Below are 26,801 nucleotides of genomic sequence, written 5' to 3'. Positions count from 1 at the left end.
ATCAAATAGTACTAATTAATCCAATTCTTACTTTCCTAAACTATGAAAGAAAAATAATGATAAAGTAATACAAAAAAATGGATTAATATACAAAAACGATCAATCTCTAACATTTTCTACAAAAAATTCAATGGATTCCCTTACTATTGGCCTACATTTATTTCTGATTTGCCAGACATTATTACCATAAAAAAAGAAAAAGCTCCCATGAACTTTTTCTTATAAATTAAATATAATTCCCATTAGGGAGTAAATAATTATTGTGGCAAACATGATTGTCATATATATAAGTGAATAAATAAACAGCATTTTGGCCCATTTTTTTGAATCCTCTTGTCTAAATGCAACAATGCTAATGATTAACCATATACCACCAAGTAATAATCCTACTAGCATAAGACCGATACTTAAGGATCCTAATAGAAAACTAGCTAGCATCATAACAATTAAATAAATATTGGTTTGTAAGTATGTCCTTTTAATACCTTTAGCAACTGGCAACATAGGAACATTTGCAGCTTTATAATCATCGTGTCTTCTAATAGCAATAGCATAAAAATGAGGCATTTGCCAAAGCACTGCAATAACAAATAATCCTAATAGTGCCGGATGTGTTATATCTGGATAAATCGCCGCCCACCCAATCAACGGAGGAACTGCACCAGACAAGCTACCTACCTCTGTATTATAAACAGTTCTGCGTTTGGTCCACATCGTATACGGTACAACATATAAGAATAAACCAAGAAATCCGAGAAATGCAGATAATAGGGTTGTAAATGAAAGGGCTATAACACCTAGAATTGCTAATACAATTGCAATCCATATTGTTGCTTGTATACTAATAACCCCAGTCACTGTCGGGCGGACTTTCGTTCTCTCCATAATTGCATCTATGTCACGGTCATAAACATTGTTAAAGGCACCTGCAGCACCAATGATAAAAGCTGTACCGATAATAGCCAGTATCGTTTCAGGTATTTTATCAGTAAGTTTATAATCATAAGTGTACATAGCCAATGTTAACCCTGCAAACATTGGAATAAGGTTAGATTTGATTATCCCAACTTTTAATGTTTTGTCTAATGTAAGTTTTAAATCTTTTAAATTACTCATGTTACCATTAATATTCCCTTCTATCAATCCTAGAAACGTTAGGAGTATTTTCCCATTTACACTTCTACTATTGTAACATTTCTTGCTATTTTTTTCTCAGTTTTATTTAGTACTATTTGATGAACAGTTATAGTTAGCTTTATGTACTTTATTTTAGAAAGGAATTTGGTAGAGAAGGACAAACTTTCCGTAAAAAAACCTCTTCTCTTTAATCTGTTTCATGTTAAAAAATCTGTTGAGCACATATAGGTAAGTTGCGTACACTTTTTAGATACCTGGTCATATTTATATCATCTTTATATTGATAGTCGAATGAAAGTTCATTTGCAACCTCCTTTGCTAAGGTACGAAATAACTCACAGGTCGTAAACAAAGCCTCCCAATTTTTTTCATAATTACTATCAGAATACGTATTTTGGTATTTCTCCCAATAGTCACTTGGTAGATATCTTCTAAAATATTTCCCCATTTTACCTGATGAAATTTTAAAATCATATCCCATACCAATCCACCAACTAACAATTTGATCTAGTCTTGGACGTATCACTAATTCAAACATCTGCTTTGCATATGGTAATTCGTCCCTCCATATTCCCTTGGCGACGTTCTGCAAACACCACCAAAAATCATTACAGCAACTAAAATATTCTGCTTCTGATGGCCGTTTAGTCCAATAATCTTTATCAGTTGCTTGCGATATTGTTGGTAGACAACCATCTTTGTCTAACAAAGGTATAGTGAGGCTATCATTTCTATAATTGGTTAACATAAATTCTTTGGTTTGCAGATGTAGGTCAATTCGATTGCCATCTGTAAACAACATTAAATAACCATAGTTTTGACTAAGGTTGACCACTCTGCCAAGCGCATCATCCATTTTCTCTGGTTCCTGAACCATTAACAATTCACCAAATTGAGTAATCCAATTCTTATCGTTAACAAAAGTATCTACATTTGTTACTACATATACAATGTCATAGTCTTGGAAAATATCCTTAGATACTGTCGGATTCGCCCTAGAACCATTCATATAGACAGCACGTACACGCTCATCCCTTTTGGCAATTCCCAGGATTAGTTGAAACATCTCTTCTTCTGTTCTCATCCTATTTCCCCCTATAACTAGACTTAATAACTCTATTATATTCTAGAACAATGCAAAAAAGCGACAGGTTCTCCGTTCCACTGTCGCTATGTGCTAATTTCCTATCTATTCAAAAGATAATTATGTAAAATACTCAATTTTTGCTTCTGGAAAATACTTTTTGATATATCCGCCTAATGTATCTTTAATAGCCTCTTGCTCATTGTCGTTATATACGTATTTCCCTATACCATATTTCCCCCATTTCCATTTTCGTTTTGACTCATCAAGCTCTAGTTTAGTCATTGGGTAATTTTCTTGAATTACACGCTTTGCTGGCTTTGTAAAACGATGCTGAATCATCTCAAATGTTAAATCCTTTCGAGCATAACTAGGTAACTGAGCTTCTAACTTTTCAAACATTTCTAGGTAGCCCTCTTTCCAGCCCTCATGTATATAAATTGGAGCAACAATAAATCCTAACGGGTACCCAGCCTCTGCTATTTTTGCAGCAGCCTCGATCCTTTCATTCAGCCGGGAAGTCCCAGGTTCAAAATATTTAATAATGTAATCGTCATTAATACTAAAGCGAAACCTTGTTCGCCCATTATGCTTAGCGTCAAGTAAATGGTCTACATGAGCGAACTTTGTAACGAAGCGTAATCTACCATGATCTGTTTTACCGAAGTACTCTATTGCTCGCTTCAATGTATGTGTTAAATGATCTACCCCCACTATATCTGACGTACATGATGCTTCGAATCTTGTGATCTCAGGGGCACGTTCCTTCATATATACTTCAGCTGCATCAAATATTTCCTCTACATTCACGTATGTTCTTATATATGGCTTACTACCCATCGTAGTTTGTAAATAACAATAATGGCAATGCCCCATGCACCCTGTAGCAAAAGGGATTGCATACTCCGCTGAGGGCTTGGACGTATCAAACTTTAATGTTTTTCTAATTCCAACGACTAGTGTTGACTTAGCAATCCGGTATTTTTGAAAATGATTTTCCCCAGGAAGGTTTCGAATTTGATTGTGAGAGGTAGTTTCTCTAATCTCAACACCCATATCCTCAAACTTCTTTTGCAACTCTCTGCCTAGTGGATACTCTAATGCTCGAGGTTCTATATAGACTAACTGGGGTACAAATGGTTTAACCATAAAATTCATCAAACTCCTCATAAGTACCAAAAGCTTCTTTATAAGCTGTCTCTGCTTCTTCTTCTGTTTTAAAAACGGCAAATTCCTCTGAAAAAGGATAATACGTTTCATGTGCAAATAATGCTAATTCAGAAGGATTTTCCGGGTTAACGACAACTGCTGCTTGTTGAACTTGAGCAACGTCTTGTGCATGCGGGTTTCGAATAATAATGTATACTACTTCACCTGGGCTGAAGCTCTCAACCATGTTTACCACCTAACCTTTACCTTACATAATTATCATCATTATTCCTCTTCCGGCTATAAATATGTAAAGGTTTTATATAAAACTCAATTCCTTAGTATAATTAATGTTTGGTATTTTTCTTTTTCCACAACATGGTCTGCATATTGACTTAAACCTGAGAAGTTAGGGCAAATAAAATGGAAGGTTTAGATTTACGTGAATTAGGTTGGGACCAGACCATACTACATTGGTCTGTAGCTATAGAAGTACTTGATCATGAGGGAATACGAGGGACAAATAAAGATTAGAGCATATAAAAAGCCCTTCTCCGAGGAGAAGAGCTTTTTTATTAATTATATTTTAGTTACGTTAGCAGCTTGTGGTCCACGGTTACCTTCAGTAATTTCGAAAGAAACTTGTTGACCTTCTTCTAGAGTTTTGAAACCGTCGCCTTGAATTGCTGAGAAGTGTACGAATACGTCGTCTCCACCTTCAACTTCGATAAATCCAAAACCTTTTTCTGCGTTAAACCATTTTACTGAACCTGTGTTCATAGAAAAAACCTCCATGTGCATTATGCACGTATATTACTAATTTCAGTTCAAGATGATAATTTCAAGACGAAGATAATCACTAGAAAGTTATTACATAAATCTTGTATATTACACGGAACATCAATAAGTTATTCTTAGTATAGCACGTTTTAGCAAAAAACTATACCTTTTTTTAAAAATTTTTCTCTCAAGAGTAAAAAAATAAGAACTTAGACTCATCATCTCCTACAATTTATCCCCCTAAAATTTTGCAAACTTTATAGGTAAACCTAGGAAGAGGCGTATTATTGGAATGTTAAAACTAGACCGCTTTCCTTTGAAAGTAAATAAATCCTGCGACGAAAAACGCTATAAAACTCCCACCCACTACTGTTAGTAGGTGATCCCACGGGACGAAAAAAATATCATTCGTATCACCACTGAGATACATCATGGAGAATGGCTGAGCCCATGGATAATAGGGGCCAAACCTCTCTGAATTTACGATTACGATAGTAGGAAGAGTAAATATAACATTGACTGAAAAGGATGCAGCAAAACTTTTAAACATCATAGACATCCAAAGCTGTAGGGAGGCTAATGGTAATGTTGCAACCCATCCGCCAAGTATGCTTTTCCAGACAACCTCAATTGGGAATGTATCTGTAAAACCTTTTGCGAAACCGATTCCTAAAAGAGAAACAAGATAGAATACTTGAATAGCTAAGATTAATAACATGAGCAAAAAGTATTTTGCGACAAATACTTTTCCTCTGGTCACTGGTAATGCTAATAATTGCTTCCAACCTCCTGCATCATGTTCATACTTACATATCATACCAGCTAAGACACCAGTGATTAACGGTAAAAATAATAATGCATAAGTTAAATTCATCATCATGAGTGTCCCCACCCATTGATTCATTTCCAGAGGTAGCATATCTATATTAGTAAATATCCCTATGATTAGCCCAACAACTGGACCAACTAAAAGAATGTAAACAATCTTTGATTTTCTTAATTTATACCACTCTGATCGCAATAATGAGACCATCTACTTTACGTCCCTTCTAATAAAATCAATCATTCCAATTAGATATATCCCCAATCCTACTGCCAATCCTAATCCAACATTGACTAGTGGTTCGTCCCAAGCATTGTCTAATGAAGGCCACTTCCAAATCATCCAATCAGGTAAAAAATAAGCCATATAACTGAGGATGACCCCTAATACCCCTAGTGTTATCGGTAACCCTTGATTTTGACTAACCGTAGCTAGCCACAGTTGCAAACCTAATACAGGTAACGCAGCTATAAACGGATAATAGCTGTATTTTATAATATCCAGATAAGGAACATTACCATCAAAACCTAAATATAGGCCAAAACATAATGTGAATATGACTAATAGAAGACATGCAATCATTAATAAAGCTACTAGAGTTGTATACTTAGCTATATATACACTCCACTTGGTAACCGGCAAGGCCATTACTTGCTTCCAAGCCTTTGTTTCACTTTCAATACTAGCCATAAATGATGTTAAAATAACTATCCCTAGAATTAATGCAAACGGTGTAAAAGCACTCACATTGCGTACATAATAGAACCATTCATAGGTTCCTTGTGATATAAACCAGTCCTTCCTCAATCCGTAGTTTACCATTTGAAGGGCTACTACACCGAACGGACCTAGGAAAGTTAAAAACCAAATTCCTTTTCGCCTAAGTTTCATAAACTCAGTTTGTACTAATTTACTTATCATACCGCTTTCTCCTCCATTGTCATTTGAAGGAATGTATCCTCAAGTGAGCGCTTCTCTTCTTCTACTCGGTAGATGGAGAAGTTGTTCTCTACCAACATCCGAATGACATGAGCAATCTCTTGGTCACTCTGCTCAACCAACGCTAAACAATCATTTTCAGGTTCCACTTTTACCCCTTTTGAAGATAAGAATCGCCACGCTTTTTCATTGTCATCTAACTTAAGTGAAATCTTTTGTTGTGATAGCATACGCATTTCCTCTATGGAATCTTGGAAAATCATTTTCCCTTTGGAAATGACCCCTACACTAGTGGCAATCTGGTCGATTTCTGAGAGTAAATGGCTAGAAATTAATACAGTCATACCATACTCTGATGGCAATCGTTTAATTAAATTTCGTATTTCAATGATTCCAGATGGGTCTAATCCATTAGTTGGTTCGTCTAATATTAATAACTCTGGATTATTTAGAAGAGATGCCGCTATCCCTAAGCGTTGTTTCATACCTAGTGAAAAACCTTTTACTTTTTTATTTCCTACATCTGACAAACGAACAATATCTAATACGTCATCGATTCGTTGCTTTGGAGCACCATGAATTTTACGTAATGTTTCTAAATTTTCCCTTGCTGTCAAATGACCATAATAGGATGGATTCTCTACTAGTGATCCAACTTTTTTTAAGATTTCTAACCGAGTACTATTCAAATCCTTATTAAAGATTTTGATAGTCCCAGTATTTTGACGCATTAAGCCTAACAATAAACGAATCGTCGTTGTTTTCCCTGCACCATTTGGTCCAAGAAAACCGTAAATTTCCCCTTTAGGTATTTTCAGATCCAAATCCGCAACGGCATATTCAATACCAAATTTCTTCGTTAATTTTTTCGTTTCTACAACATATTCCACTATGATCACCTCTAATCCTAGAATAAAGTACAAAGGTTAAAACCAAGGTAGCTGTTAGTTTAAAATTCGTTTAAATCCTAGTTTACATAATGAGGGACTGTCCCTCTAAAAAAGGTGTAAATGAGTTAGTCATTTACACCTTTTTTGGGTCTCTTTATTCGAATAGTTGTACCTTGTTCACTAGTTTCAATTTCCCATTCTAGTGACATCCCTTTTACCATCATATCGACGATTGCTAACCCTATGCCTGCTCCTTTTTCTTCGGATTCTTTATCAAGGCCCTTTCCGTGGTCAAGAATAACTATTGCTTCAAACTGATCGATGTTTTCAGATTGAACTCCAATATACTTACCATCTTTAGCGTGGCGTAAAATATTTTGGAATAGATTGTCTAATATTCTTCCCATCCATATTGGATCAACGTGCCAATTGTTAAGAGATTCTAATGAGACTTGAATCTCGAAATTATCTTTTTCAAATGCTGGATACCATGTTGCAAGGGATTCCCTCACAAAGCGGCTAATGTCTATTTCTTTCGGTACAAACTGATATTTACTTGCCATCAATAATGTATAGGACATTAGATTGTCAATTAATCGATCAATGTTATCAATCGATATTTCAATTGCTCTGAGTGCTGTCTCTCCTTCTTCGGATAGATGTTGTTGCTTAATAGTGTAGGCTTGAGCACGAACTTTTGTTAAAGGAGTCCTAAGGTCATGGGAGAGGTTAGCAATCAATTCTCTTCTGACTTGTTCCTCCTTTTGTTCTCGCATTCGACTCGCCCTTATTTCTGTCACCATATGATTAAAGGATTTCTCAAGCTGTCCGATTTCATCCTCTTTTTTTGTAACTACTTCTATAGGTAGACCATTTTCATCACGTATTCCCATAGCATCTTGTAATCTGAGTAATCGCTTTTGAATTCTTCTAAAGAATACGAACGAAACGACTATAAATAAAATAATAAAACCTAACACACCAACTAAAATTAGATAACCATATTTTTGAGATGCAGTTATTAACGGTGGATCAAAAATTGTTCTTGGTACTTCAAATACTACTAAACTTTCATTCTCCTTATCACCAGCAAAAGCCATTACAGTGAAAGGGTCTCCATCATATCTTTCTTTATTGAACTTTACAATATCTATAATTGACCATTGCTTGGGTAATCCTTCCGTAGCATCTAATTCTACTTGCATTCTCCCATCACCATCAACCCAAAACATACCGGCTTCAGGATAATGTACCTTCCATTCGTTAAACAGATTTGTTATCTCTTCTTGTGTAACCATATTTAAGTTCTGTACAGCCTTATGCCACTTTTCTTCTACATTATTTGCATCTACATCTTCTTTATGGCCTAAGTCAAATCCTAATATAGCAATTGATCCAACAATAAAGTAAGCTATTTGCACAACAATGATTGCCATAAAAATAATAACCATATATTTTGCCAAAAGTGACTTCATAAATCTATTCATAGTTTCACCCTATATCCAATTCCACGGATGGTCTCAATAATCGTTGGGCTGGCAGGGTTCTTTTCTATTTTCTCCCGCAGATAGCGTATATGAACCATTAACGTCTTGTCACCTTCAAGGTATCGTTCGCCCCAAACACCTTCATATAACTGTTCTTTCGTTAGGATCTGATTCAAATGTTTTAGAAAGAACTGAAATAAGTGGAATTGTTTACCGGTTAATTGAATCTCTTTTTCCGTCTCACGGTTCACAACTAATCCATCTTTTGTATGTATAATTAAATGCTGAAGCTCAATTATTTCATTTTGCTTTTGGAATCTTCTTAGTAAGACTTCCACTCGGGCTGCTAACTCATCTGGATGAAATGGTTTTGTCAAATAATCATCCGCAAAATCTAGTCCTTCTACCTTGTCTTCTACGGAAGTTCTTGCTGATAACATTAATATCGGTAAAGTAGCATGATCCTTTTTAATTCTTCTACCTATAGAAAATCCATCTAATCCCGGTAACATAACATCTAAAATCATAATATCTGATTGGGAAATATACGAATCTAGGCCTTCACCCGACGTCAGCCAAGTGACTTGGTGTCCTCTAGCTGTAAGATCTTTTTCTACCCATTCCCCGATTTCTCTTTCATCTTCTATGTATAATACATGAGCCAACTCATTTCCCCACTTTCTTAGGGACTGTCCCCATTACGTCTACTTTCCTAATATAAATCCTGCTATCCCTAATGCGATTACTAGAATGATTAACCAAAAGAATAAGCTATTATAAATTGGAGATTTCTTATTTGGTTCCATTTTATCTAACTCCTTTCTTTTTACCATACTATAAACTCTATATATTAAATATTCACTATTCTATGAATCTACAATACCATTTTATAGAAAATATATCAGTAATGTAATTTGGTTCTAACTCTCCAAACAAAAAAACTCGCTAATAATAGCGAGTTTTCCGTTTTTATTCAACATCTAATACTTGTCTCATAACTTTTAATTTCCCCAGTAGTTCTGCTTCTCTATGCGCTAGCATAATTAGTAAGTCTCCATGGGACTCTACATGGCCGTAAGGAACTTTAAATTTAACATCCGATTTCCAGAATAATTCATCAAATTTATTAATTCTATTTTGTTGATCTTCCAGTTTATCCATGAGTTCATCCAATGTTGGGGGTTGAATAGTCCAATCTTGAACATTTATATCAGAGCTAAACAGCTGACTGTATTCACTTGGTAAGGTATGTGATTTCTTGCTAACGAATAGTAATTTTTCGTTAACAAATAACGTATTTCCTATAAACCATCGAATTGTTTGATCAAAGTGCTTTGATTGACGATCCAATATTTCTTCATCCAACTCACTTAAATAAGTTAATAACGATGTTCTTGTAAGGTTAAATTGCTTTAATACTGACATATTTTTTCCTCCTATCCAAACAACTATAAGTATAATGGAATCCTAAACCAAATAAAAGAGATGTGCCCATTGGTATACTTAGACACATCTCGGTATTGTAATTATTGTATCGTAACCTTTACGCGTCGAACTCCCCACTGTAAAGCTTCGGCACGAGATGGAACAAAAACATCAATTTTATTACCATTTATTGCACTACCAATATCACCGGCAATCGCATATCCATACCCCTCAACATGGACAACTGACCCCAAAGGAATAACCGACGGATCAACTGCAATGACTTTAGCATCTGGATTTTCCTTAAGATTAATACCTGTGTATGTTATTCCGGTACAACCGGTGCAATTAGCCGTATATGCGGTAGATCTAACAGTAATCGTTTTTCCTTCAGGATGCTTAAGATCTCCCTCGTTATTCTCAGTATCGACAGACTTATTTGCTTTTAGCTCTAACTCTCTAGATTTTGCTTCTTCATCAGCAATTTGCTGCTTTACTTCCATTTCAACTGAAGCAAGGCTACTATCTTTTGCCTTCAGATCGTTAATAAGAGTAAATAAGTTATTTTGCTTAGTTTCTAGCGAAGCTCTATCTTTATTAATCTGCTCTTTTTGTTCTTGTATCTGTGCTAGTAATTCTTCTTGTTCTAATTTCATCTTATTCAGTTCGTCAAGCTTTCCAAGTGAAAGTGATTTCTTTTCCTCCACAGTTTTAATATCAGATTCGAGATCTGATATAAGTTCTGCATCCGACTCCGTTACCTTATTTACCATAGTGATTCTACTAATGAAATCACTAAAGCTCTGTGCTCCAAATAACACCTCTAGATAACTAATTGCACCACCAGACTTTTGGTAGGAAGAGATTCTGCCATCAAGAATTTCATACCGTTTCTCAATATCAGCTTCTAATTGTTTAATTTCTTCCTGAAGGTTACCTATTTCATCTATGGTGTTAGCAATATTTTCTTCTGTTTTATTAATAGATGCTTGATTGTCAGCAATATCCTCGTTGATATGGTTTATCTCATTATTAAGTTCATCTATTTCAGACATAATTTCAGCTATTTGAGACTCCGCACCAGTTAATTTTTTATCGATTTGTTCTCTTTTCTCTTTTATATTTTGCAATTCATCTTTTGCTGCAGCTAATACATGTGTACTACTTAACATTGTTCCTAATGTAATTAAAATAGCTAAGGTAATTACAGTTAATCTTCTCAACTTTTTCCCCTGCTTCCTATATATCAGTTTAAGTTCAAAATAAAATCTACCAATTGAAAGTATAACATTGCTAGATTTCTTCTTCTTTAGAATGAGATTACAATTATATTTCATAGTTTAGTAGCAACCATTAATCTACTACTACTTATCACACAATTTGTAATCATAGGAAGTATGGTAAAATAATAAAAAGAAAGATTCAAAGGAGGATTATCCCATGAATACTTTTATAAGCTTCTTTATATATTTGATATTATTAGTTGGTTTATCTACTATCCTGTACTTAACATTAACAGCCATTTGGACTACTAATGAACCCGTCATTGCATATACATTAACTCTAATTTTTTCCCATTTATTATTATCATATTTGGGCGATATAAAAAAACAGTAAAAAAAGATTGCCCCAAAATAAGGGCCAATCTTTTTAACTATCTTATAATCCAGCTCCATCAATTGCAGAATCCTTAACTTCTTGCGGTATTTCAATGTTATCTACTGTGTTAATATCTTTATAATCAGATTCTATATGCTGTACGATATCAACTGTTTCACCTTCAACTGTCATGGACATTTTCATATCCATATTATAGGTCTTTAAATCATACGTTTCATTATCAATAACCATTTCAACACTAAGTGCCTTAATTTCCATGTCTTCTAACATTTTCGTGATATCTCCAAGTTGTTCGGATAACTCTTGTGGAAGATATTCTTCTAGCATGTCTTTTGTTAACTCTTTAAAACCTTCTCCGTCAGCAGTTAGTTTAAAAATAAAACCATCATCAGACTTATCAAACTCAAAATCCTCTACATATTTTTCCATCATTTTTAGCTGTTCAGAAACATCTGGTTGATTAGCAGTTAACGTGTCAATTGGGACAAGAGAGCTATCAGCCTTAATCCATTGTTGAGATAGCGACTCGAAGATATACATTTCATCCTCAACTAAATATATTTCTGTATCCATTTCGAGCGGCATTTCGTTTTCCATGCCTTCCCCTTCCATAGACATCAACATGGTTCCTTTTTGGTGCATTGCTAAGGGATCGTTAATAACAGATCCTTCCATGTCGCTTTCAATAACTACTTTACCCTCATCGGCCATCGAAATTTCTTGATTCATTTTCATAGCCACTTTAGCACTTTCCATCTTTTCAGAAGCTTCAAGTGCTTTTGTGTATACTTCTTCAGCATCCTCACCACATGCCGCGAGTCCAAATATCATTACTACTAAGAAACCAGTTAATAACCATTTTTTCAAAACCTTCCATCCCCTTAATAAGTATTCGATACAGTTGTAATTACGACAATTACCTATTAAAGGTTTCAATAATACTGGTGGTTACCGTTAATTTGATACAAAAGTCCCAGACAATTAAAAAAGAAGGGTTTGAGACAAAAGTATCTCTATCAAAGGCAAAATAGAATATTGTTATTAGTGCATATAACACGCCCCGGATATATACTGCGCTTTCCGTGGGCGGCTGGTGAGCCAGGCTACTACTTGAATAGGCTTCTTTGCTGCCTTGCACCGAGGAAGCCTTCTTCGTAGCGTTACTCGTAGACGCAGGTGCATCACCGGGGTCTCACCTATGCCTATCCTCCCACAGGAGTCTCCGTATATTTCCGGGGCTAATGTAGTGTTTATTCTTCTTTTACTGCCTCTGATTGAGTTATGTCCCAACCTATTCTTCCCATTATAATTCATCACGAATGTTTTGGGCTGCTTCCTGTGCTTGCTGCCTAATATCATGAAGAGATTCAAAAGCCTGTTGAAACTGCGAGTTTTCAATTGCTTCCCTACCAGCCTGATTCTGCAAATTTTGCAGTTCACTTTCAGCCTGATTAAGCAATTCATGAGCTCGTTCAACAGTTTGTATGTCTTGCCCCTGAGCCTGGATTACAGCCTGTTGTGCCTCTTTTAACATTTTACTTGCCTGCTGTAGTTTTTCATGCATATTTACTTGTGCCAATTGGTTAACCTCCATTACTAAAAGATAAACAAAATAACTATCTTTATTGTTCCAAACCACCTTACAAATATGTGTGGATTCAAATGAAGTTTAGTCGTATAACAAGAATACTCACAGTAAAAGTACAAAGACAAGAAGAAAACTAACTAATTTAGACTACTACAAATTTGAATATTTTTATTTATAATAAATGCATCTTTTTCTCCGCTTCGTCCCATTTCACACTATAACCTGCACCTTTTGCACAAAATACCGATGATGATGTGTAGTCAGGATCAGCATCTTTGTCATACCCTGTTCGCGATATCACTTCTTCTTCATTATGGCACCGATCATATGCACCAAAAGTTAAAGAAATGCTTCCTTTTCCTTTCGTAAATGAGGCAAGCGTCGAACTATACTCCATGAAAGTTACTACCGGAACTTTACCAGTAATAATAGCCTTTTCTCCTTCAGTCACTGGAGCATCAAACTGGCCATGTGCTGCTTGAACATCTGATAATACACGTCCCATTTGATCAATAGCTACTCTAATCTTGAATCGATAATACGGTTCAAGAAGAACATTCTTTGCTTTTTCTAAACCTTGCCGAAGTGCTCGAAAACTAGCTTCACGAAAATCCCCACCATGTGTATGCTCGTTATGCGCCCGACCTGTTAATAAAGTTATCTTTACATCTGTAAGGCCAGAACCAGTCAATAATCCATGATGCTCCCGTTCGAATATATGCTGTCGTACCAAATTCTGCATCCCTACTGATAAATCATCCGTATGGCAATTACTTTCAAATTCAATTCCACTATTGCGAAGTATAGGTTCTATCTTCAAATGTACTTCTGCATAATGGCGAAGTGGCTCAAAATGTCCATAACCAATTACCTCTGATTCTACAGTTTCTTTATATATAATTTCCGGTCTCTCAAAAGCAATCTTTAACCCGAAACGATCGAATACAACTTGTTCCAGCACCTCAAGTTGTATCGTACCCATAACGTGGATATGTATCTGTTGTAGCTTTTCCTCCCAGATTACCTGTAGGGAAGGGTCTTCTAAATTCAACATCGTAAAGTACCTTAAGGCATCTTTTACGTTAATATATGGCTCAAAAACAACCTTGGAGCGTAATGTAGGTACCATGTCATAATTAATTCTATCTGTAAGAGCTCCAACACCGTCACCAACAGTGGCATTCGATAACCCAGTAATTGCAACTATCTCTCCAGCAGAAACTTCGCGAACTATTTCAAATTTATCTCCATTATATCTTCTAATTTGGCTTACTTTATCTGAAAAACGATAATCAGAATTTCCATAGTCAACCATTTCCCTTGTTTTTAGAGTTCCACTTAGTATTTTTATTACAGTAAACCGAGTACCTGCTTCATCAAATTTTATTTTATAAACTCTACCGGAAAAAGCTTTATCCGGATTATAGTCTGTGTTAGTAAAAAGATTAAAATACTCTAGGAACTCTTTTATACCAGCATCCTGCAATGCCGATCCTGAGTTGGAAGGGAATATTTTTCTGTTTTTAATTAACTCTTGCATTTTACTTAACCACAACTCTTCATTATACCCGTATTCCATATAGTATTCTAAAAGTTCTTCATCCCGTTCAGCAACAAACTCGATAATTCCCTCATTACTCATGGAAGTATTTGTAACATCTAAAATATCACCAGTAAAATTGTCATGTATATCATCAATAACTTTTTCTGGATTAGCACCCGTTCTATCTATTTTATTAATAAAGAAGAAGGTAGGAACATGGTGTTTCTGTAATAAATTCCAAACCGTCTCGGTATGTCCTTCAATCCCCTCAACTGCGCTTATTAGAATAATAGCATAATCCATTACTCTTATAGCTCGTTCCATTTCAGGAGAAAAATCCACGTGCCCTGGTGTATCAATTAAGTAATAGGTAGAATCTTTATATTGAAAGATGGCTTGATCCGCAAACACCGTAATTCCTCGCTGTTTCTCGATCTCATGGCTATCAAGAAACGCATTTTGATGGTCTACTCTTCCACGTTGCTTAATTGCCTTCGTATGATAAAGTAATTGCTCAGAGAAGGTTGTTTTTCCAGCATCTACGTGTGCTAATATACCTATAGTTTTCTTCATCGTTAAGCCCCTTTATACTTCTTGACCATAGTATAACATGTCAATTTCTTTACTTTCCAAGTTCGATGTCCACTTGTGAAAAATACTGTAAAATATTTGGCAAAAAAAAAGAACCTGGTTCCTACACCAGATTCCTCTAAAATCCATACTCCGCTTCTTTTTCCATACGGATACTTTGATATGTTTCAACAAGTGTCACAGTGTCCTCCACTAAGCGCTGAATCCGAAATAATACGTCATCATTAGTGATTTCCTTGCGATAAAAGTCCTGTTCTTCGATAAAAACATAAGTCTGTATAATTTGTGCCTTCATATAGGCAAGAATGGGTTTCAATTGTTGCTCAACAACTAGGAAATGCTTTGGAGATCCAGCAGTTACAACCATTCCTACTACTTTATCTAAGAAGGCTTTTTCCGGCAAAAGGTCAAAAATATTCTTTAAAGTAGCTGGTATGGAAGCTTGGAAGATAGGTGTTCCGATTAAGACTGCATCTGCATCCATAATAGTTTTAGCTACATAGCCTGTGTCCCCATCGTATTCTAAATAATTCCTACCATCACTAAACTGGATATCATAATCTGCCAAATCAATAAAAGTGACTTCAATTTCCGAATATTTTTTCCTAATAGTTTCAATTGTATATTCCATAGCAGTTCTAGTTTTTGAACCAACAATGGAACCAGATAACCCCACAATTTTCATGTGTTTTCTCTCCCTACTTCTTAGCCGTATGTTTCTTAATCTCTGGTAATATTTTATCACCAATCAATTCGATGTTACGCTTTAATTTATCAAATGTAATGCCACCAAAGTCCATTTGGGCAATATAACGTTGATGACCAAACACCTCATGTTGGTACAGGATTTTTTCGATAATTTGCTGTGGGCTACCAATATTCATCACATCATGTGGATGAGCGCCTTGTGCAAAATGCTGCTTTGGAAAACCACGTCCATTTGTTAGCTTCATACCCTCATTAATATATGGATATGTTTCTACCTGAGCTTGTTGTGTAGTTTCTGCGGCATAAAAGAATCCAGCAGTTGCTATTGGTAATTCATCAGGATTATGTCCCTTTTGCTTAGCTGCTTCTCGGTATGCATCGATAGAACGTTTAAAACTTATTGCTGGACCACCTAGCATCGCTAAAAACATAGGTACACCTGCCAACCCTGCTTTAATAGCACTAGCCGGTGGTCCGCCTACAGCTCGCCAAATCGGTAATGATCCCTGAATTGGTCTTGGCAACACTTTGGCATTTCTTAAAGGGGCACGGTATTCCCCGCTCCAATTCACTATCTCATCTTCATTTATTTTTAACAATAGTTCGAATTTCTCTTCAAAAAGCTCTTCATAATCCCTTAAATTGTATCCAAGTAAGTCAAATACACCCACTCTAGATGCACGACCAGCAATTATTTCAGCCCGTCCTTTAGAAATTAAATCAATCGTTGCAAAGTCCTCATAAACTCGGACAGGATCTAAAGTACTAATTATTGTAGAAGAACTACCTATTTTTATTCTATTAGTTGCTTGAGCTATCGCACTCAGTACAACGGTGTGTGCCTGAGTCGTAAAATAGTCTTGATGGCTCTCACCAACACTAAAAAAGTCAATTCCTGCTTGCTCTGCCAACTTAGCAAGTTCAATTATCTCATGAATACGCTGCTCTGCAGATATTCGTTCACCTGTATGGGGATCTGGTATATGGTCTCCTAGCGTATAAATACCAAATTCTAATCCTTTATTAGGATCAATTCGATAATTTTCCATTTATGAACATCCTCTCCAAGCTTAAACGTTCTGTTAAATGAGATTATTTCTCACTTCAATAAAATAATAGTACACTAAAATGTTCATCCTAAGCTAATAAACTGCTTACAAATCTAACTTAGTTATATTAAAGAGCTATGAAGTAAAAAAAGGAATACAAGTCAATTTGACCTGTATTCCATATATTAATATAAACCTAACCAATATCCAATTGCCGCACCAAGGTAATTTCCAATAATATACCCCAACGTCCCTATTATTAATATCGGTGCCACAAGCTTACTCCAACCTTTTGAAATTGCCATCGCTGCAGCTGTAGTAGGCCCACCGATATTAGCATTACTTGCTAATATAATTTCCTCTAAATTGTATTTAAAAAACTTACCAAATACAAACGAGATAATCATATTTAAAGCAACCATGATGAATACAAGCACAAATAATAATGGTGCATTTTGTAAAATAACTGGCAATGAAGCTGGGACACCAATAACCACAAAGAAAATATAAATAAGATATGTTCCAATTTCTTTAGCACCGTTTATCTTTTCAAAAAATCGAGAGAAGATTGTTACAGCGAGTAATGTTATTGTAGTAAGCATAAGGTAATTATCACCCAAAATGCCATTTAACACATTAAGTAAGATATTCACGTTTTCTCCTGTAGGTATTAGTTGGTCAAAAAATCCAGCCAAACTAAACGATACAGCTACGAGTGCAAATGCTGAACCGGATGCAAGACCAATATCCCTTAAAGAAATTTCTTGTCTTTTCCAATAAGATGCTGCAAGATTTTCTGTTTTTCCTGAGAACTTTTCTACATACTCCTGATGAGGTGCATTATACCGTTTTCGGAAGAAAGATAATGTTGGAATTAGCATTAATACTAAGAAATATAAGGCCATCATCAAATTATCAGCAACGACTGTAGCAGATATCAATTCTCCAGGTGTCTCGAACCGTGCAGACAAGGCGGCAAGATTTACACTACCCCCAATATAAGACCCGGTCATCATACCAACCACTTTATATAAATCTGGTATAAAGTCCTTAAGTAATAAGAAACCCACTATTGCTCCGGCTACTGTTCCAATTGAGCTAATGAGGAAAACGACCAATAGTCTTCCACTCTCTTTCCAAATCTTTAAAATATTGGATTGGAATAGTAGTAAAGGTATAGCAAGAGGTACAACATAGCTCCAAACCGTGTCATATACAGGAGACTCGGTAGGAATAATATTAAAATTCGCTAAGATCATTGCACCCACTAGTGCAATGATGGCACCTGAAACCTTTGAAGCCCATTCAAATTTCTGTTCTAAATAAATACTTACCCCAGCCCAGCCAGCCAAAAACGCCCATAAAACCCAAGTGTTATCAGGCTGAATTATTGAATAAACCATAGTCACTCTCCTCTATATCCATAAATAATATTCAATTATAGCGTATATACACATCGACTGTCACGGGTTGGCCGAGTGACTCGTCCACATAACAATTTAATAGCATGAAAAGTTTGAATTTCAAACTTAATAATAAAAAATTTTTTTGAAAAAATATAAAAACCAGGTAGCTCAACCTAAGGCTGAGCTACCTGGCTTCTTTAATTCTCTTGAATCTCTTTCCGGTTCTTTTTAAAGATTTTTGATAGGAATTCATATACAACTGGTACGATAATTAAAGTTAAGATCGTTGAACTCGCTAACCCACCAATAACAGTAATCGCGAGACCTTTAGAAATTAGTCCTCCACCAGCATTACCAAATAGCATTGGAACTAGTGCTCCAATTGTTGCTATAGCTGTCATAAGAATAGGACGAAGTCGTGTACCACCTGCTTCTAGGATTGCTTCACGCATTCCCAAGCCTTCTCTTTCCATATGAATAATTCTGTCAACAAGTACGATCGCATTCGTTACGACGATACCAATTAACATTAATAATCCCATCATTACTGTGACAGAAATTGTCTCGCCTGCAATTAACAATCCTACAAATGAGCCAATAACAGCAAATGGTAAGGAGAAGAGAATGGCAAATGGTGCAAGACCTTCACCAAATGTTACTACTAGAATGAAGTATACAATAAGCACTGCTGCTAGCATTGCAAACCCAAGCTGTGTAAATGTTTCTTCCATATCAGCTGTTACCCCAGCAACACCTGTTGTAACACCTTTTGGAAACTCAAGTTCACTGATTTTCTCTTCAACCTCTGCGGATGCTTTAGAAATGTCATCACCCGTGATGGTTCCTGATACAGTAGCATAGTACTCACCCTCACTACGAGCAAGTGTATTTAATGTTGTACCTTCTTCAATAGTCACCAAATCTGATAACGCCATAGTTGTTCCAAGTGCAGTCTCAATTTCCATTTCTAACATTTCATCAATGGATGAAGGCTGCTCAATCTGATCATCATGCTTCACAATTACATTCAAATCATTACCGTCTTTTTCAATTGTTGTAAGAATGTCATCTGTTCGATTTGGATTTAAAGCCATGAAAATCTGCCCTGTTGTCAAACCGTATTGAAGCAGTTCTTCTTGATCAACTTTAAATGTATATTCTACATAGGATTCTTCTTTATTTGAGGAAATATCTTTTAATCCATCTGTTTCATTCATTACTTCCTCTACCATGGTAACTGCTTCATTTAATTTGTCTAAGTCTTCACTATATAACGTGTAACTAATTTCATTAGAAGCAAAGGACATCGCAGAGAAGTTTTGGCTTTTCCATTCTCCAGATTGACCAATATTAAATACATATTCTTCGATTTCTTCACGAACTCCTGGGAAATCATCCATATCTTCATCAAAGATTAAGTACATTAATGCACCGCCTCCACCAATCATCATAGAGGCTTGTGGATCATTTTCTGAAATGGATAACTGCACGATATCGATATCTTCACGTTTAAGCATTTCTTCTTCTACTTCTGTCACATTAGCTAAAGTCTCTTCTGGTAGTTCCCCTGTTTCCGGAGTGTACGTTAAATACATAACCTTTTCTTCTTCACTACCTAGGAAACTAAATCCAATTAACGGCATTAATGCTAAACTACCAACTAATAAAACAATTGCTGTAATTGAGGTGATAATCTTATGGTTTAATGTCCAACGGAGAACCCCTTTATACCAATTCGCTAACCTACCCACTTCTTTGTGTTTAACTTCCGTTTTCTTACCATAAAGCTTTTTCTTGAATAAGAAGTGAGATAGTGCTGGTACGATTGTGATCGCAACTAATAACGAACCACCCAATGCAAATGTCATCGTCAGTGCGAATGGCATGAATAATTCTCCAACCATTCCCCCTACAAAAATTAATGGTGCAAATACTGCAACGGTTACTAGTGTAGATGAGGCAATCGGTTTAAACATTTCAATCGTTGCTTCCCGAATTAGAGCACGACCAGTTAGCTTCTCTTCTTTAAGGTGTAATCGTCGATATATATTCTCAACAACAACAATCGAGTCATCAATAACACGGCCTATAGCTACAGTTATTGCACCTAGAGTCATAATATTGAGTGTAATATCCAACCAATTTAAAAGCATTAATGCGATAAATATAGATACAGGAATAGAGATAATTGATATAATCGTTGATTTAAAATCACGTAAGAACAATAGAATAATGAGTACAGCAATCAATCCACCAAAGACTGCTTTTTCTATCATTGTTGCTACGGAATCCTCAATCGGCTCACCTTGGTCAAGTGAGATATCAACGACTAATCCAGAGATGTTCGACTCTTCCTCTTCCATTAATTCTTTCACTTCATTTACAACATCAACTGTATTTGCATCCTGTCCTTTAACAATTTGGATAGCAATCGCATTCTCTCCGTTTGTACGAGAGATCGATTCAACCTTACCAATTACTTCTACAGTTGCAATATCACCTAGTCTTACAAAAGGTAAAGGCTGCGTTTCAGATGGAGTAACAGGGATTAGCATATCTTTCAATTCATCTTCCGACATGAACTTCCCATCTAATGCAACAGCTTGCTCACCCTCCTCAAACTCGTAAAGTCCAAGAGAAATAGCCATATCACTTGCTTGAATCATTTGCTTGACATCATCTTCCGTGATGCCTAACTCTTCCATTTTATCTTCATCATATCTTAGTTCTATTTCCTCGATATGTTGACCAGTAATGGTTGCTGAGGCTACACCATCTAATTTTTCTAGCTTAGGAAGGATAATTTCTTCGACAGTAGAGGTTAATTCCACAATGTCTTCTGTTTCACTACCGATACTTAATGCCACAACTGGCATCATATCCATACTAATTGATGTAATGGTTGGTTCTTGTGCACCTTCTGGTAGTGTTACATTATCTAATGCTGAATCCAACGCTCGTTTTGCTTCATCCATATCTATGCCATAATCATACTCTACTTGTATACTTGCCATATTGGCATATGAATTCGAATAAACGGCTTTTACATCTTCTAAATTTTCTATCGTTTTTTCTATTGGAATGGACACTTCATCCATTACCTTCTCAGGAGTTGCTCCAGGATATACTCCAGTTACCATTAGAAACGGTATAGAAATATCAGGAATCATTTCTGTTTTCATTCTAGAACCAGAGTAAATACCTGATACGACAATTATAATCGTTAATAACCAAACTGCTAGTTTGTTTTTCACAACAAAATTAACAAAATTCTTCACAATTACACCTACCTCAATTTGACTTTACTAACCCATTTACCTATACTAATGACTAACCAGTCAATTTGTCAACTCTGATGATATAAATTTAGGAGAGATTTTACATATGTCTAAAAAACAGTTAATCATGGAAAAAGCACTAGAACTTTTTGCAAAACAAGGATTCGAAGCTACATCCGTACAACAAATAACTGATTACTGCGGTATCTCTAAAGGTGCTTTCTATTTATCATTCAAATCTAAGGACGAACTTATACTAGCAATCATTGATCATTTTATGGAGCAAATTTCAATCGATATTGACTATACGGTCAGAAATGTAACTACAGACCGTATTATGTACCACTTTTTCCATACTATTTTCTTAGCATTTTCTAGACACGCAAACTTTGCAAAAATCTTAATGAAAGAACAAACCCATTCTCTTAATTCGAAGTTACTTACTAAAATGCAGTATTATGATCGACGAACCGACCAAACGATCCTTTCCATCATTGAAAATGTATATGGGAATAAGATTAAAGGAAATAAATTTGATCTAGTTTTTGCTATTAAGGGATTAATGAATGGCTATGCGAACTTTATTTTGTTTAATGAAATCGAGATGGACCTAGAGTTAATTTCTAATTCACTCGTAGAAAAAACTGAAATTCTTGCTAAACATGTAACTATACCTTTTATTACGGAGGAAATGGCAGAAAGGTTTCACACCTTTTCAGATGATGAATACTCAGCTGTAGATCTGCTTCACATGGTTGAGGATGCGTTTAAAGAGGCCGATGACAAAATTAGTAAAGAATCATTAACTATTTTAAAAGAACAATTACAGCTTCAAACCTATAGCCCGGCCATCTTAAATGGCCTAATAGAAAATATATATGGTCGCTCTGAAAATAAACGATTAGGATATTTATTAAAGAAATACTTTCAATTAACCAACTAAAAAGCATCTAGCTAGCAGTAGCTATGATGCTTTTTATTTATGCCTACGACTTAAGACGGAGTTCAAACCCGTCTGAAGGATAATGTTATCTGATTGATTATAATGTATAATGAATTCAGATAAGTCAAACTACCACAATATAGGGGGGATTTTATGTTAAACAAGGCACTCATAGAAGACGTGCTATCTGCCGCACTAACTACTGGTGGAGATTTTTCCGAAGTGTATGTTGAAGACCGCTTTACTAACTTAATGAAATTACAAAGCAGCAGGTTAGAAGATAGTCTGTCTGGACGTAATTTCGGGGTAGGTATTCGTATTTTCAAAGGACTAAATAGTGTTTATGCCTTTACAAATGACTTTTCAAGAGATGGATTATTACAAGCTGCAAGTGCCGCCGCACAAGCAATTCAAGGGACTGCAAGTAATAAAAATATTGTTTTACCTCTTGAAAAACAAACGGTTAAACCATTACACCCAATACAACTTTTACCAAACAGTGTGGATAAGACGCGTAAACTAGCAATTCTACGCCATGCTAATCAAGTGGCCCGAAACTATCATTCTTCTATTTCCCAAGCGACCATTGCTCTATCAGAAGAAGAACAACATGTTTTGATAGCTAATTCAGAAGGTACTTATGTAGAAGATACACGTGTAAGAAGTCGATTTGTCGTTAATGCCATTGCTTCTAATGAACATGACATGCAAACAGGTTTCTATGGGCCTGGGAGATTACAAGGTTTTGAATACATAGAAGGATTAGATGTTGATTATTACGCAGAAGAGGCAGCAAGAATAGCTGTAACGATGTTAAATGCAGATGCAGCGCCAAGTGGTAAGTTCCCTGTAATCATTGACAATGAATTCGGTGGCGTTATATTTCATGAAGCTTGTGGACACGGATTAGAGGCAGCAGCAGTCGCAAAGAACAACTCCGTTTTTGCTAATAAAGTTGGTGAAAAGGTTGCTTCAGATTTAGTAACCTATATTGACGACGGTACAATTACTAACGAATGGGGTTCTATTAACATCGATGATGAAGGAGAAAAAGCTCGCAAAAATGTATTAATCGAAAACGGAATCCTAAAGGGCTATTTGATTGATAAATTTAATGCTAGAAGAATGAATGAAAAATCTACTGGTTCCGGAAGACGTGAATCCTACAAATTCGCTCCTACCTCAAGGATGACGAATACGTACATTGCACCTGGACAGTCAACACCTGAAGAAATTATCGCAAACACAGAATATGGAATATACGCCAAATACATGGGTGGTGGATCTGTTAACCCTGCAACTGGTGATTACAACTTTGCAGTAAATGAAGCATATCTCGTGAAAAATGGTAAGGTAGATAAACCATTACGAGGAGCAACATTGATTGGAAATGGTGCCAAAACTATTCAAAAAGTAGATATGGTTGCTAATAATCTCGGCCATGGTGCTGGGATGTGTGGAGCTTCAAGCGGAAGCATCCCTGTCAACGTGGGGCAACCGATGCTTCGTGTAAGTGAAATTACAGTTGGTGGAAGGGAGGCAAATTAAATGGATATAAATTTATTTAAAGAACAGTTATTTACAGAAGGTGCAAAACTGGGATTCTCTGATCTAGAACTTTATTACGAGAAACAAGCAGGATTTGGCTGCCAAATCTTCAAAGGTGAAATCGATGACTATGTATCCGCAACGACAATCGGAGTTTCTGTCCGCGGCTTGTATGATGGTAAGATGGGCTATGCATATACTGAGAAGATAGATAAAGATTCTGTTGCCTTTTTACTAGAGAACATAAAGGAAAATTCACTATTAATTGAAGATGATCCCGAAGAATTATTTGACGGTAATGCAACTTACAAAGATAGAGATTTTTACTCCACTTCTCTTTCCAATGTTACTATTGATAAAAAAATCCAGCTCTTAAGAGATGCTGAGAAGAAGATTTACGAATATGATCCAAGAGTAGTTCAAACGGATTATGCCACTATTCAAGACACAATGGTGGAAAAAGCTTTGTTCAACAATAAAGGATTATCGTTACAGGATAGAAATAACTTCCTTTATGTTGTATTTTCTGTCGTAGTAAAAGAGAATGATGAAATTAAATCCGACTTTTATTTCAAACTTACCAAAGACATAGATTCACTCAATCCAGAAGAGATAGCCAAGGAAGCTGTAGAAAAAAGTTTAAGTCACTTAAATGGAAAAACATATCCAAATAAAACTTATCCTGTTATATTAAAAGGTTCAGCTGCTGCTAATTTATTAGCAACTTTTTCACCATCTTTTTCTGCAAAATCAGTTCATGATAATCAATCACGTCTGAAAGGGAAAGTTGATACTGTTATTGCATCTGAGGTGGTAACCCTTATTGACAATCCATTTTTAGAAGATGGGACTCGAAGTGGAACATTTGATTCAGAAGGTGTTCCAACTAAAGAATTAACAGTTGTTCAAGAAGGAGTATTAAAAACGTACTTCCATAATCTAAAAACAGCGAAGAAAGATGGCGTGGAATCAACTGGTCATGGTCATAAACCATCTTATAAAGATTCTATCGGTGTTAGTCCTTCCAACTTTTATGTTAAACCCGGCGCTAACTCTTATGAGGAATTGTTCGGTACAATGGAAGAAGGGATCATCATTACGAGCCTTGCTGGTCTTCATTCTGGTGCTAATCAAATTTCGGGTGATTTTTCACTCGCAGCAAATGGATATTTTGTGAAAGACGGTAAAATAATTGGTCCAACCAATCTAATGACTATTGCTGGGAATTTTTTTGAGTTACTAAAAGATATTGAAATGGTAGGTAATGACCTAGAGTTTTCACCAATGGATTACTATGGTTACATTGGATCTCCATCACTAAAGATAAAAGGATTAGCTGTTACTGTAGATTAAGTAAATAAAAAGGGAAAAGACTGGGACAAAAGTAATTCTTTCAAAGGTAAATCCGAACATTATTAGTGCACATAACCCGCCCCGGAAATATACTACGCTTTCCGTGGGCGGCTGGTGAGCCTCCTCAGAGCTATCGCTCCCCGAGGGGTCTCACCTATGCCTATCCTCCCACAGGACAAGGAACGCTTCGGCAGCGACTCATCGCACGCAGAAAAAGCGATCTTCTTTTTCAAGGAGTCTCCGTATATTTCCGGGGCTAATTTGGTGATTGTTTGTATTTATATTCCTTTGATCTAGTTATGTCCCGACCTCTTCCCTACCCTTTCATTTCACACGATATTCTTTACCATCTCTACTTCTTTCCATAAAACCAAAATCAACAAGAGCTCTTCTAATCGTAACAAAGTCTTCATAAATGCCCTTCAATTTGTCGTTAACTTCCTTTTCAGTATAATCCTTTTCCCGTTCAAATTGTTGAATAAAGTATTCCAGTATGATTATTTTACGCTTTACTTTACTAGGAAAAGTATCAAGCTTACCTTCTTTTATGTAATTTGTTAAAATTTTATCTCGTTCTTCACTAGTAATCTCCAAATCTTTTAACATGCTATCTCTCCCTTCGATATTCACTTTTCACTTTCAGGAAAAACCCAATTTAGGTCTCCCTCTTCTAAAAATCTATATAGCCCATTTTGATTCGTAACACGGTAAACATGATAATCATCGGTAGAAATAGACAAGTACTCATCATAAATTGTAATTTCGAAATAACGATTCCTATCTACAAAAAAGCTATAGTAATTACCCAGACTGTCTTTATCAATCTCTCTTTCACGTAACTCAAGGGCATGTAACTCAGCAAAGATTCTATTGATTATTCTCTGGTCCTCTATGTGCACTTCTCGTTTTAGTATTTCTTTATCATGTAAACTTCTTTCTTCATCATTCCAAGCATAATTACCAATTTCTATTTTGGGAATAGAGTCCAAATTAAGATTTTTGTTTTCTTCCAGAAACACCTCGAAAGTAGTTGTTTGTAGCGAAAAGAAGAGAACACCAATGAAAAGCACAACACTGGTACCAGCCCCAATTAACGATATAATATACTCTTTTTCTTCCCGTTCATATTTCCACTCCATAAACGCACGAAAAATAGATTGCGCGAGGAAAAAAATAAAAATCAAGTACACTTCTACATAATAAAAACCAAAATAAGCTATGGATAAAGTGATAAAAAACAGCAGTAAGAGTATACGTTCTCCCCATTTATGCGTCTTATTAATATACTTATACAAACCTATTTCTGTTTTTATTTTTAGTTTTTTCCGAACAATGAACATCAGCAATAACATGATTACTACAACCGTTATGGTAAAAATTAGAATCGTCTGATTCAAGTGATAGACCTCCATATATACAGAATGTTATAAACAGTTTATCATACTTCATTGTTTAATGGA

At 35.7% G+C, this 26,801-nt stretch carries 24 protein-coding genes; 3 read left to right on the top strand and 21 right to left on the bottom strand.

Features of this window, described 5'->3' with window-relative positions; translation table 11 throughout:
• Positions 1 to 219 precede the first annotated feature (219 nt).
• From cyoE to TE34_RS16995, 19 genes are all read right to left on the bottom strand, one after another.
• Positions 220 to 1,116: a heme o synthase gene (gene cyoE, locus TE34_RS17090; RefSeq protein ID WP_047986027.1), complete on the bottom strand. Its 897-nt coding sequence runs from the start codon at positions 1,114 to 1,116 to the stop codon at positions 220 to 222.
• 223 nt (positions 1,117 to 1,339) lie between these two features.
• Positions 1,340 to 2,221, bottom strand: a complete 882-nt coding sequence (locus tag TE34_RS17085; protein WP_047986026.1) for an aminoglycoside 6-adenylyltransferase — start codon at positions 2,219 to 2,221, stop codon at positions 1,340 to 1,342.
• Between the two features lie 120 nt (positions 2,222 to 2,341).
• Positions 2,342 to 3,370: a spore photoproduct lyase gene (splB, locus tag TE34_RS17080; RefSeq protein WP_047986069.1), complete on the bottom strand. Its 1,029-nt coding sequence runs from the start codon at positions 3,368 to 3,370 to the stop codon at positions 2,342 to 2,344.
• The gene (locus TE34_RS17075; RefSeq protein WP_047986025.1) at positions 3,363 to 3,617 is read right to left on the bottom strand and encodes a transcriptional regulator SplA domain-containing protein; all 255 of its coding nucleotides are present in this window, start codon (positions 3,615 to 3,617) and stop codon (positions 3,363 to 3,365) included. Before TE34_RS17075 ends, splB begins: the two co-directional genes overlap by 8 nt.
• 332 nt (positions 3,618 to 3,949) lie before the next feature.
• The gene (gene cspD, locus TE34_RS17070) at positions 3,950 to 4,150 is read right to left on the bottom strand and encodes a cold-shock protein CspD (RefSeq protein ID WP_047986024.1); all 201 of its coding nucleotides are present in this window, start codon (positions 4,148 to 4,150) and stop codon (positions 3,950 to 3,952) included.
• Between the two features lie 301 nt (positions 4,151 to 4,451).
• On the bottom strand, positions 4,452 to 5,183 hold the full coding sequence (locus TE34_RS17065) for an ABC transporter permease (RefSeq protein WP_047986023.1): 732 nt from the start codon (positions 5,181 to 5,183) through the stop codon (positions 4,452 to 4,454).
• The gene (locus TE34_RS17060) at positions 5,184 to 5,894 is read right to left on the bottom strand and encodes an ABC transporter permease (RefSeq protein WP_047986022.1); all 711 of its coding nucleotides are present in this window, start codon (positions 5,892 to 5,894) and stop codon (positions 5,184 to 5,186) included.
• Positions 5,891 to 6,802 carry an ABC transporter ATP-binding protein gene (locus TE34_RS17055; RefSeq protein ID WP_047986021.1) on the bottom strand — a complete coding sequence of 304 codons (912 nt, stop codon included), beginning with the start codon at positions 6,800 to 6,802 and terminating at the stop codon, positions 5,891 to 5,893. Before TE34_RS17055 ends, TE34_RS17060 begins: the two co-directional genes overlap by 4 nt.
• Before the next feature lie 125 nt (positions 6,803 to 6,927).
• Positions 6,928 to 8,289 carry a sensor histidine kinase gene (locus TE34_RS17050; RefSeq protein ID WP_047986020.1) on the bottom strand — a complete coding sequence of 454 codons (1,362 nt, stop codon included), beginning with the start codon at positions 8,287 to 8,289 and terminating at the stop codon, positions 6,928 to 6,930.
• On the bottom strand, positions 8,286 to 8,954 hold the full coding sequence (locus TE34_RS17045) for a response regulator transcription factor (RefSeq protein ID WP_047986019.1): 669 nt from the start codon (positions 8,952 to 8,954) through the stop codon (positions 8,286 to 8,288). The genes TE34_RS17050 and TE34_RS17045 overlap by 4 nt, the downstream gene beginning before the upstream one ends.
• Before the next feature lie 304 nt (positions 8,955 to 9,258).
• Positions 9,259 to 9,714 carry a DinB family protein gene (locus TE34_RS17040; protein ID WP_047986018.1) on the bottom strand — a complete coding sequence of 152 codons (456 nt, stop codon included), beginning with the start codon at positions 9,712 to 9,714 and terminating at the stop codon, positions 9,259 to 9,261.
• A 101-nt stretch (positions 9,715 to 9,815) separates the two neighbouring features.
• The gene (locus tag TE34_RS21705; RefSeq protein WP_053075121.1) at positions 9,816 to 10,937 is read right to left on the bottom strand and encodes a PcsB-like coiled-coil domain-containing protein; all 1,122 of its coding nucleotides are present in this window, start codon (positions 10,935 to 10,937) and stop codon (positions 9,816 to 9,818) included.
• 436 nt (positions 10,938 to 11,373) lie between these two features.
• On the bottom strand, positions 11,374 to 12,201 hold the full coding sequence (locus TE34_RS17025) for a DUF6612 family protein (RefSeq protein ID WP_047986016.1): 828 nt from the start codon (positions 12,199 to 12,201) through the stop codon (positions 11,374 to 11,376).
• 436 nt (positions 12,202 to 12,637) lie between these two features.
• Complete coding sequence (locus TE34_RS17020) at positions 12,638 to 12,913, bottom strand: hypothetical protein (RefSeq protein WP_047986015.1); 276 nt, start codon at positions 12,911 to 12,913, stop codon at positions 12,638 to 12,640.
• Positions 12,914 to 13,094: 181 nt separating this feature from the next.
• A complete protein-coding gene (locus tag TE34_RS17015) occupies positions 13,095 to 15,038 on the bottom strand; it encodes a GTP-binding protein (RefSeq protein WP_047986014.1) in 1,944 nt (647 codons plus the stop codon).
• A gap of 136 nt (positions 15,039 to 15,174) precedes the next feature.
• Complete coding sequence (locus tag TE34_RS17010) at positions 15,175 to 15,741, bottom strand: NADPH-dependent FMN reductase (protein ID WP_047986013.1); 567 nt, start codon at positions 15,739 to 15,741, stop codon at positions 15,175 to 15,177.
• A 13-nt stretch (positions 15,742 to 15,754) separates the two neighbouring features.
• A complete protein-coding gene (locus tag TE34_RS17005; protein WP_047986012.1) occupies positions 15,755 to 16,813 on the bottom strand; it encodes an LLM class flavin-dependent oxidoreductase in 1,059 nt (352 codons plus the stop codon).
• A 185-nt stretch (positions 16,814 to 16,998) separates the two neighbouring features.
• The gene (locus tag TE34_RS17000) at positions 16,999 to 18,216 is read right to left on the bottom strand and encodes a DUF819 family protein (RefSeq protein ID WP_047986011.1); all 1,218 of its coding nucleotides are present in this window, start codon (positions 18,214 to 18,216) and stop codon (positions 16,999 to 17,001) included.
• Positions 18,217 to 18,416: 200 nt separating this feature from the next.
• On the bottom strand, positions 18,417 to 21,497 hold the full coding sequence (locus TE34_RS16995; RefSeq protein ID WP_047986010.1) for an efflux RND transporter permease subunit: 3,081 nt from the start codon (positions 21,495 to 21,497) through the stop codon (positions 18,417 to 18,419).
• Positions 21,498 to 21,603: 106 nt separating this feature from the next.
• On the opposite strand from TE34_RS16995, the gene TE34_RS16990 reads away from it, so the two are divergent.
• The 3 genes from TE34_RS16990 to TE34_RS16980 all read left to right on the top strand — a co-directional run bounded on the left by TE34_RS16990 (position 21,604) and on the right by TE34_RS16980 (position 25,341).
• Entirely contained in the window at positions 21,604 to 22,440 is an 837-nt protein-coding gene (locus TE34_RS16990) for a TetR/AcrR family transcriptional regulator (RefSeq protein WP_047986009.1), read from the top strand.
• Between the two features lie 153 nt (positions 22,441 to 22,593).
• Positions 22,594 to 23,988, top strand: a complete 1,395-nt coding sequence (locus TE34_RS16985; RefSeq protein ID WP_047986008.1) for a TldD/PmbA family protein — start codon at positions 22,594 to 22,596, stop codon at positions 23,986 to 23,988.
• A complete protein-coding gene (locus tag TE34_RS16980) occupies positions 23,989 to 25,341 on the top strand; it encodes a TldD/PmbA family protein (RefSeq protein ID WP_047986007.1) in 1,353 nt (450 codons plus the stop codon).
• Between the two features lie 324 nt (positions 25,342 to 25,665).
• Here the strand turns inward: TE34_RS16980 and TE34_RS16975 are convergent, their stop codons facing one another.
• Positions 25,666 to 25,947 carry a DUF2087 domain-containing protein gene (locus TE34_RS16975; protein WP_053075120.1) on the bottom strand — a complete coding sequence of 94 codons (282 nt, stop codon included), beginning with the start codon at positions 25,945 to 25,947 and terminating at the stop codon, positions 25,666 to 25,668.
• Positions 25,948 to 25,967: 20 nt separating this feature from the next.
• Positions 25,968 to 26,738 (bottom strand): DUF4181 domain-containing protein, encoded by a 771-nt coding sequence (locus TE34_RS16970; RefSeq protein ID WP_047986006.1) that lies wholly within the window; start codon positions 26,736 to 26,738, stop codon positions 25,968 to 25,970.
• Positions 26,739 to 26,801 lie beyond the last annotated feature (63 nt).

It is taken from the genome of Ornithinibacillus californiensis, from assembly GCF_001038485.1.
Lineage (GTDB): Bacteria > Bacillota > Bacilli > Bacillales > Amphibacillaceae > Ornithinibacillus > Ornithinibacillus californiensis.
Note: the sequence above shows the minus strand (reverse complement) of the source record. Positions and strands in the feature narration are given on the sequence as shown.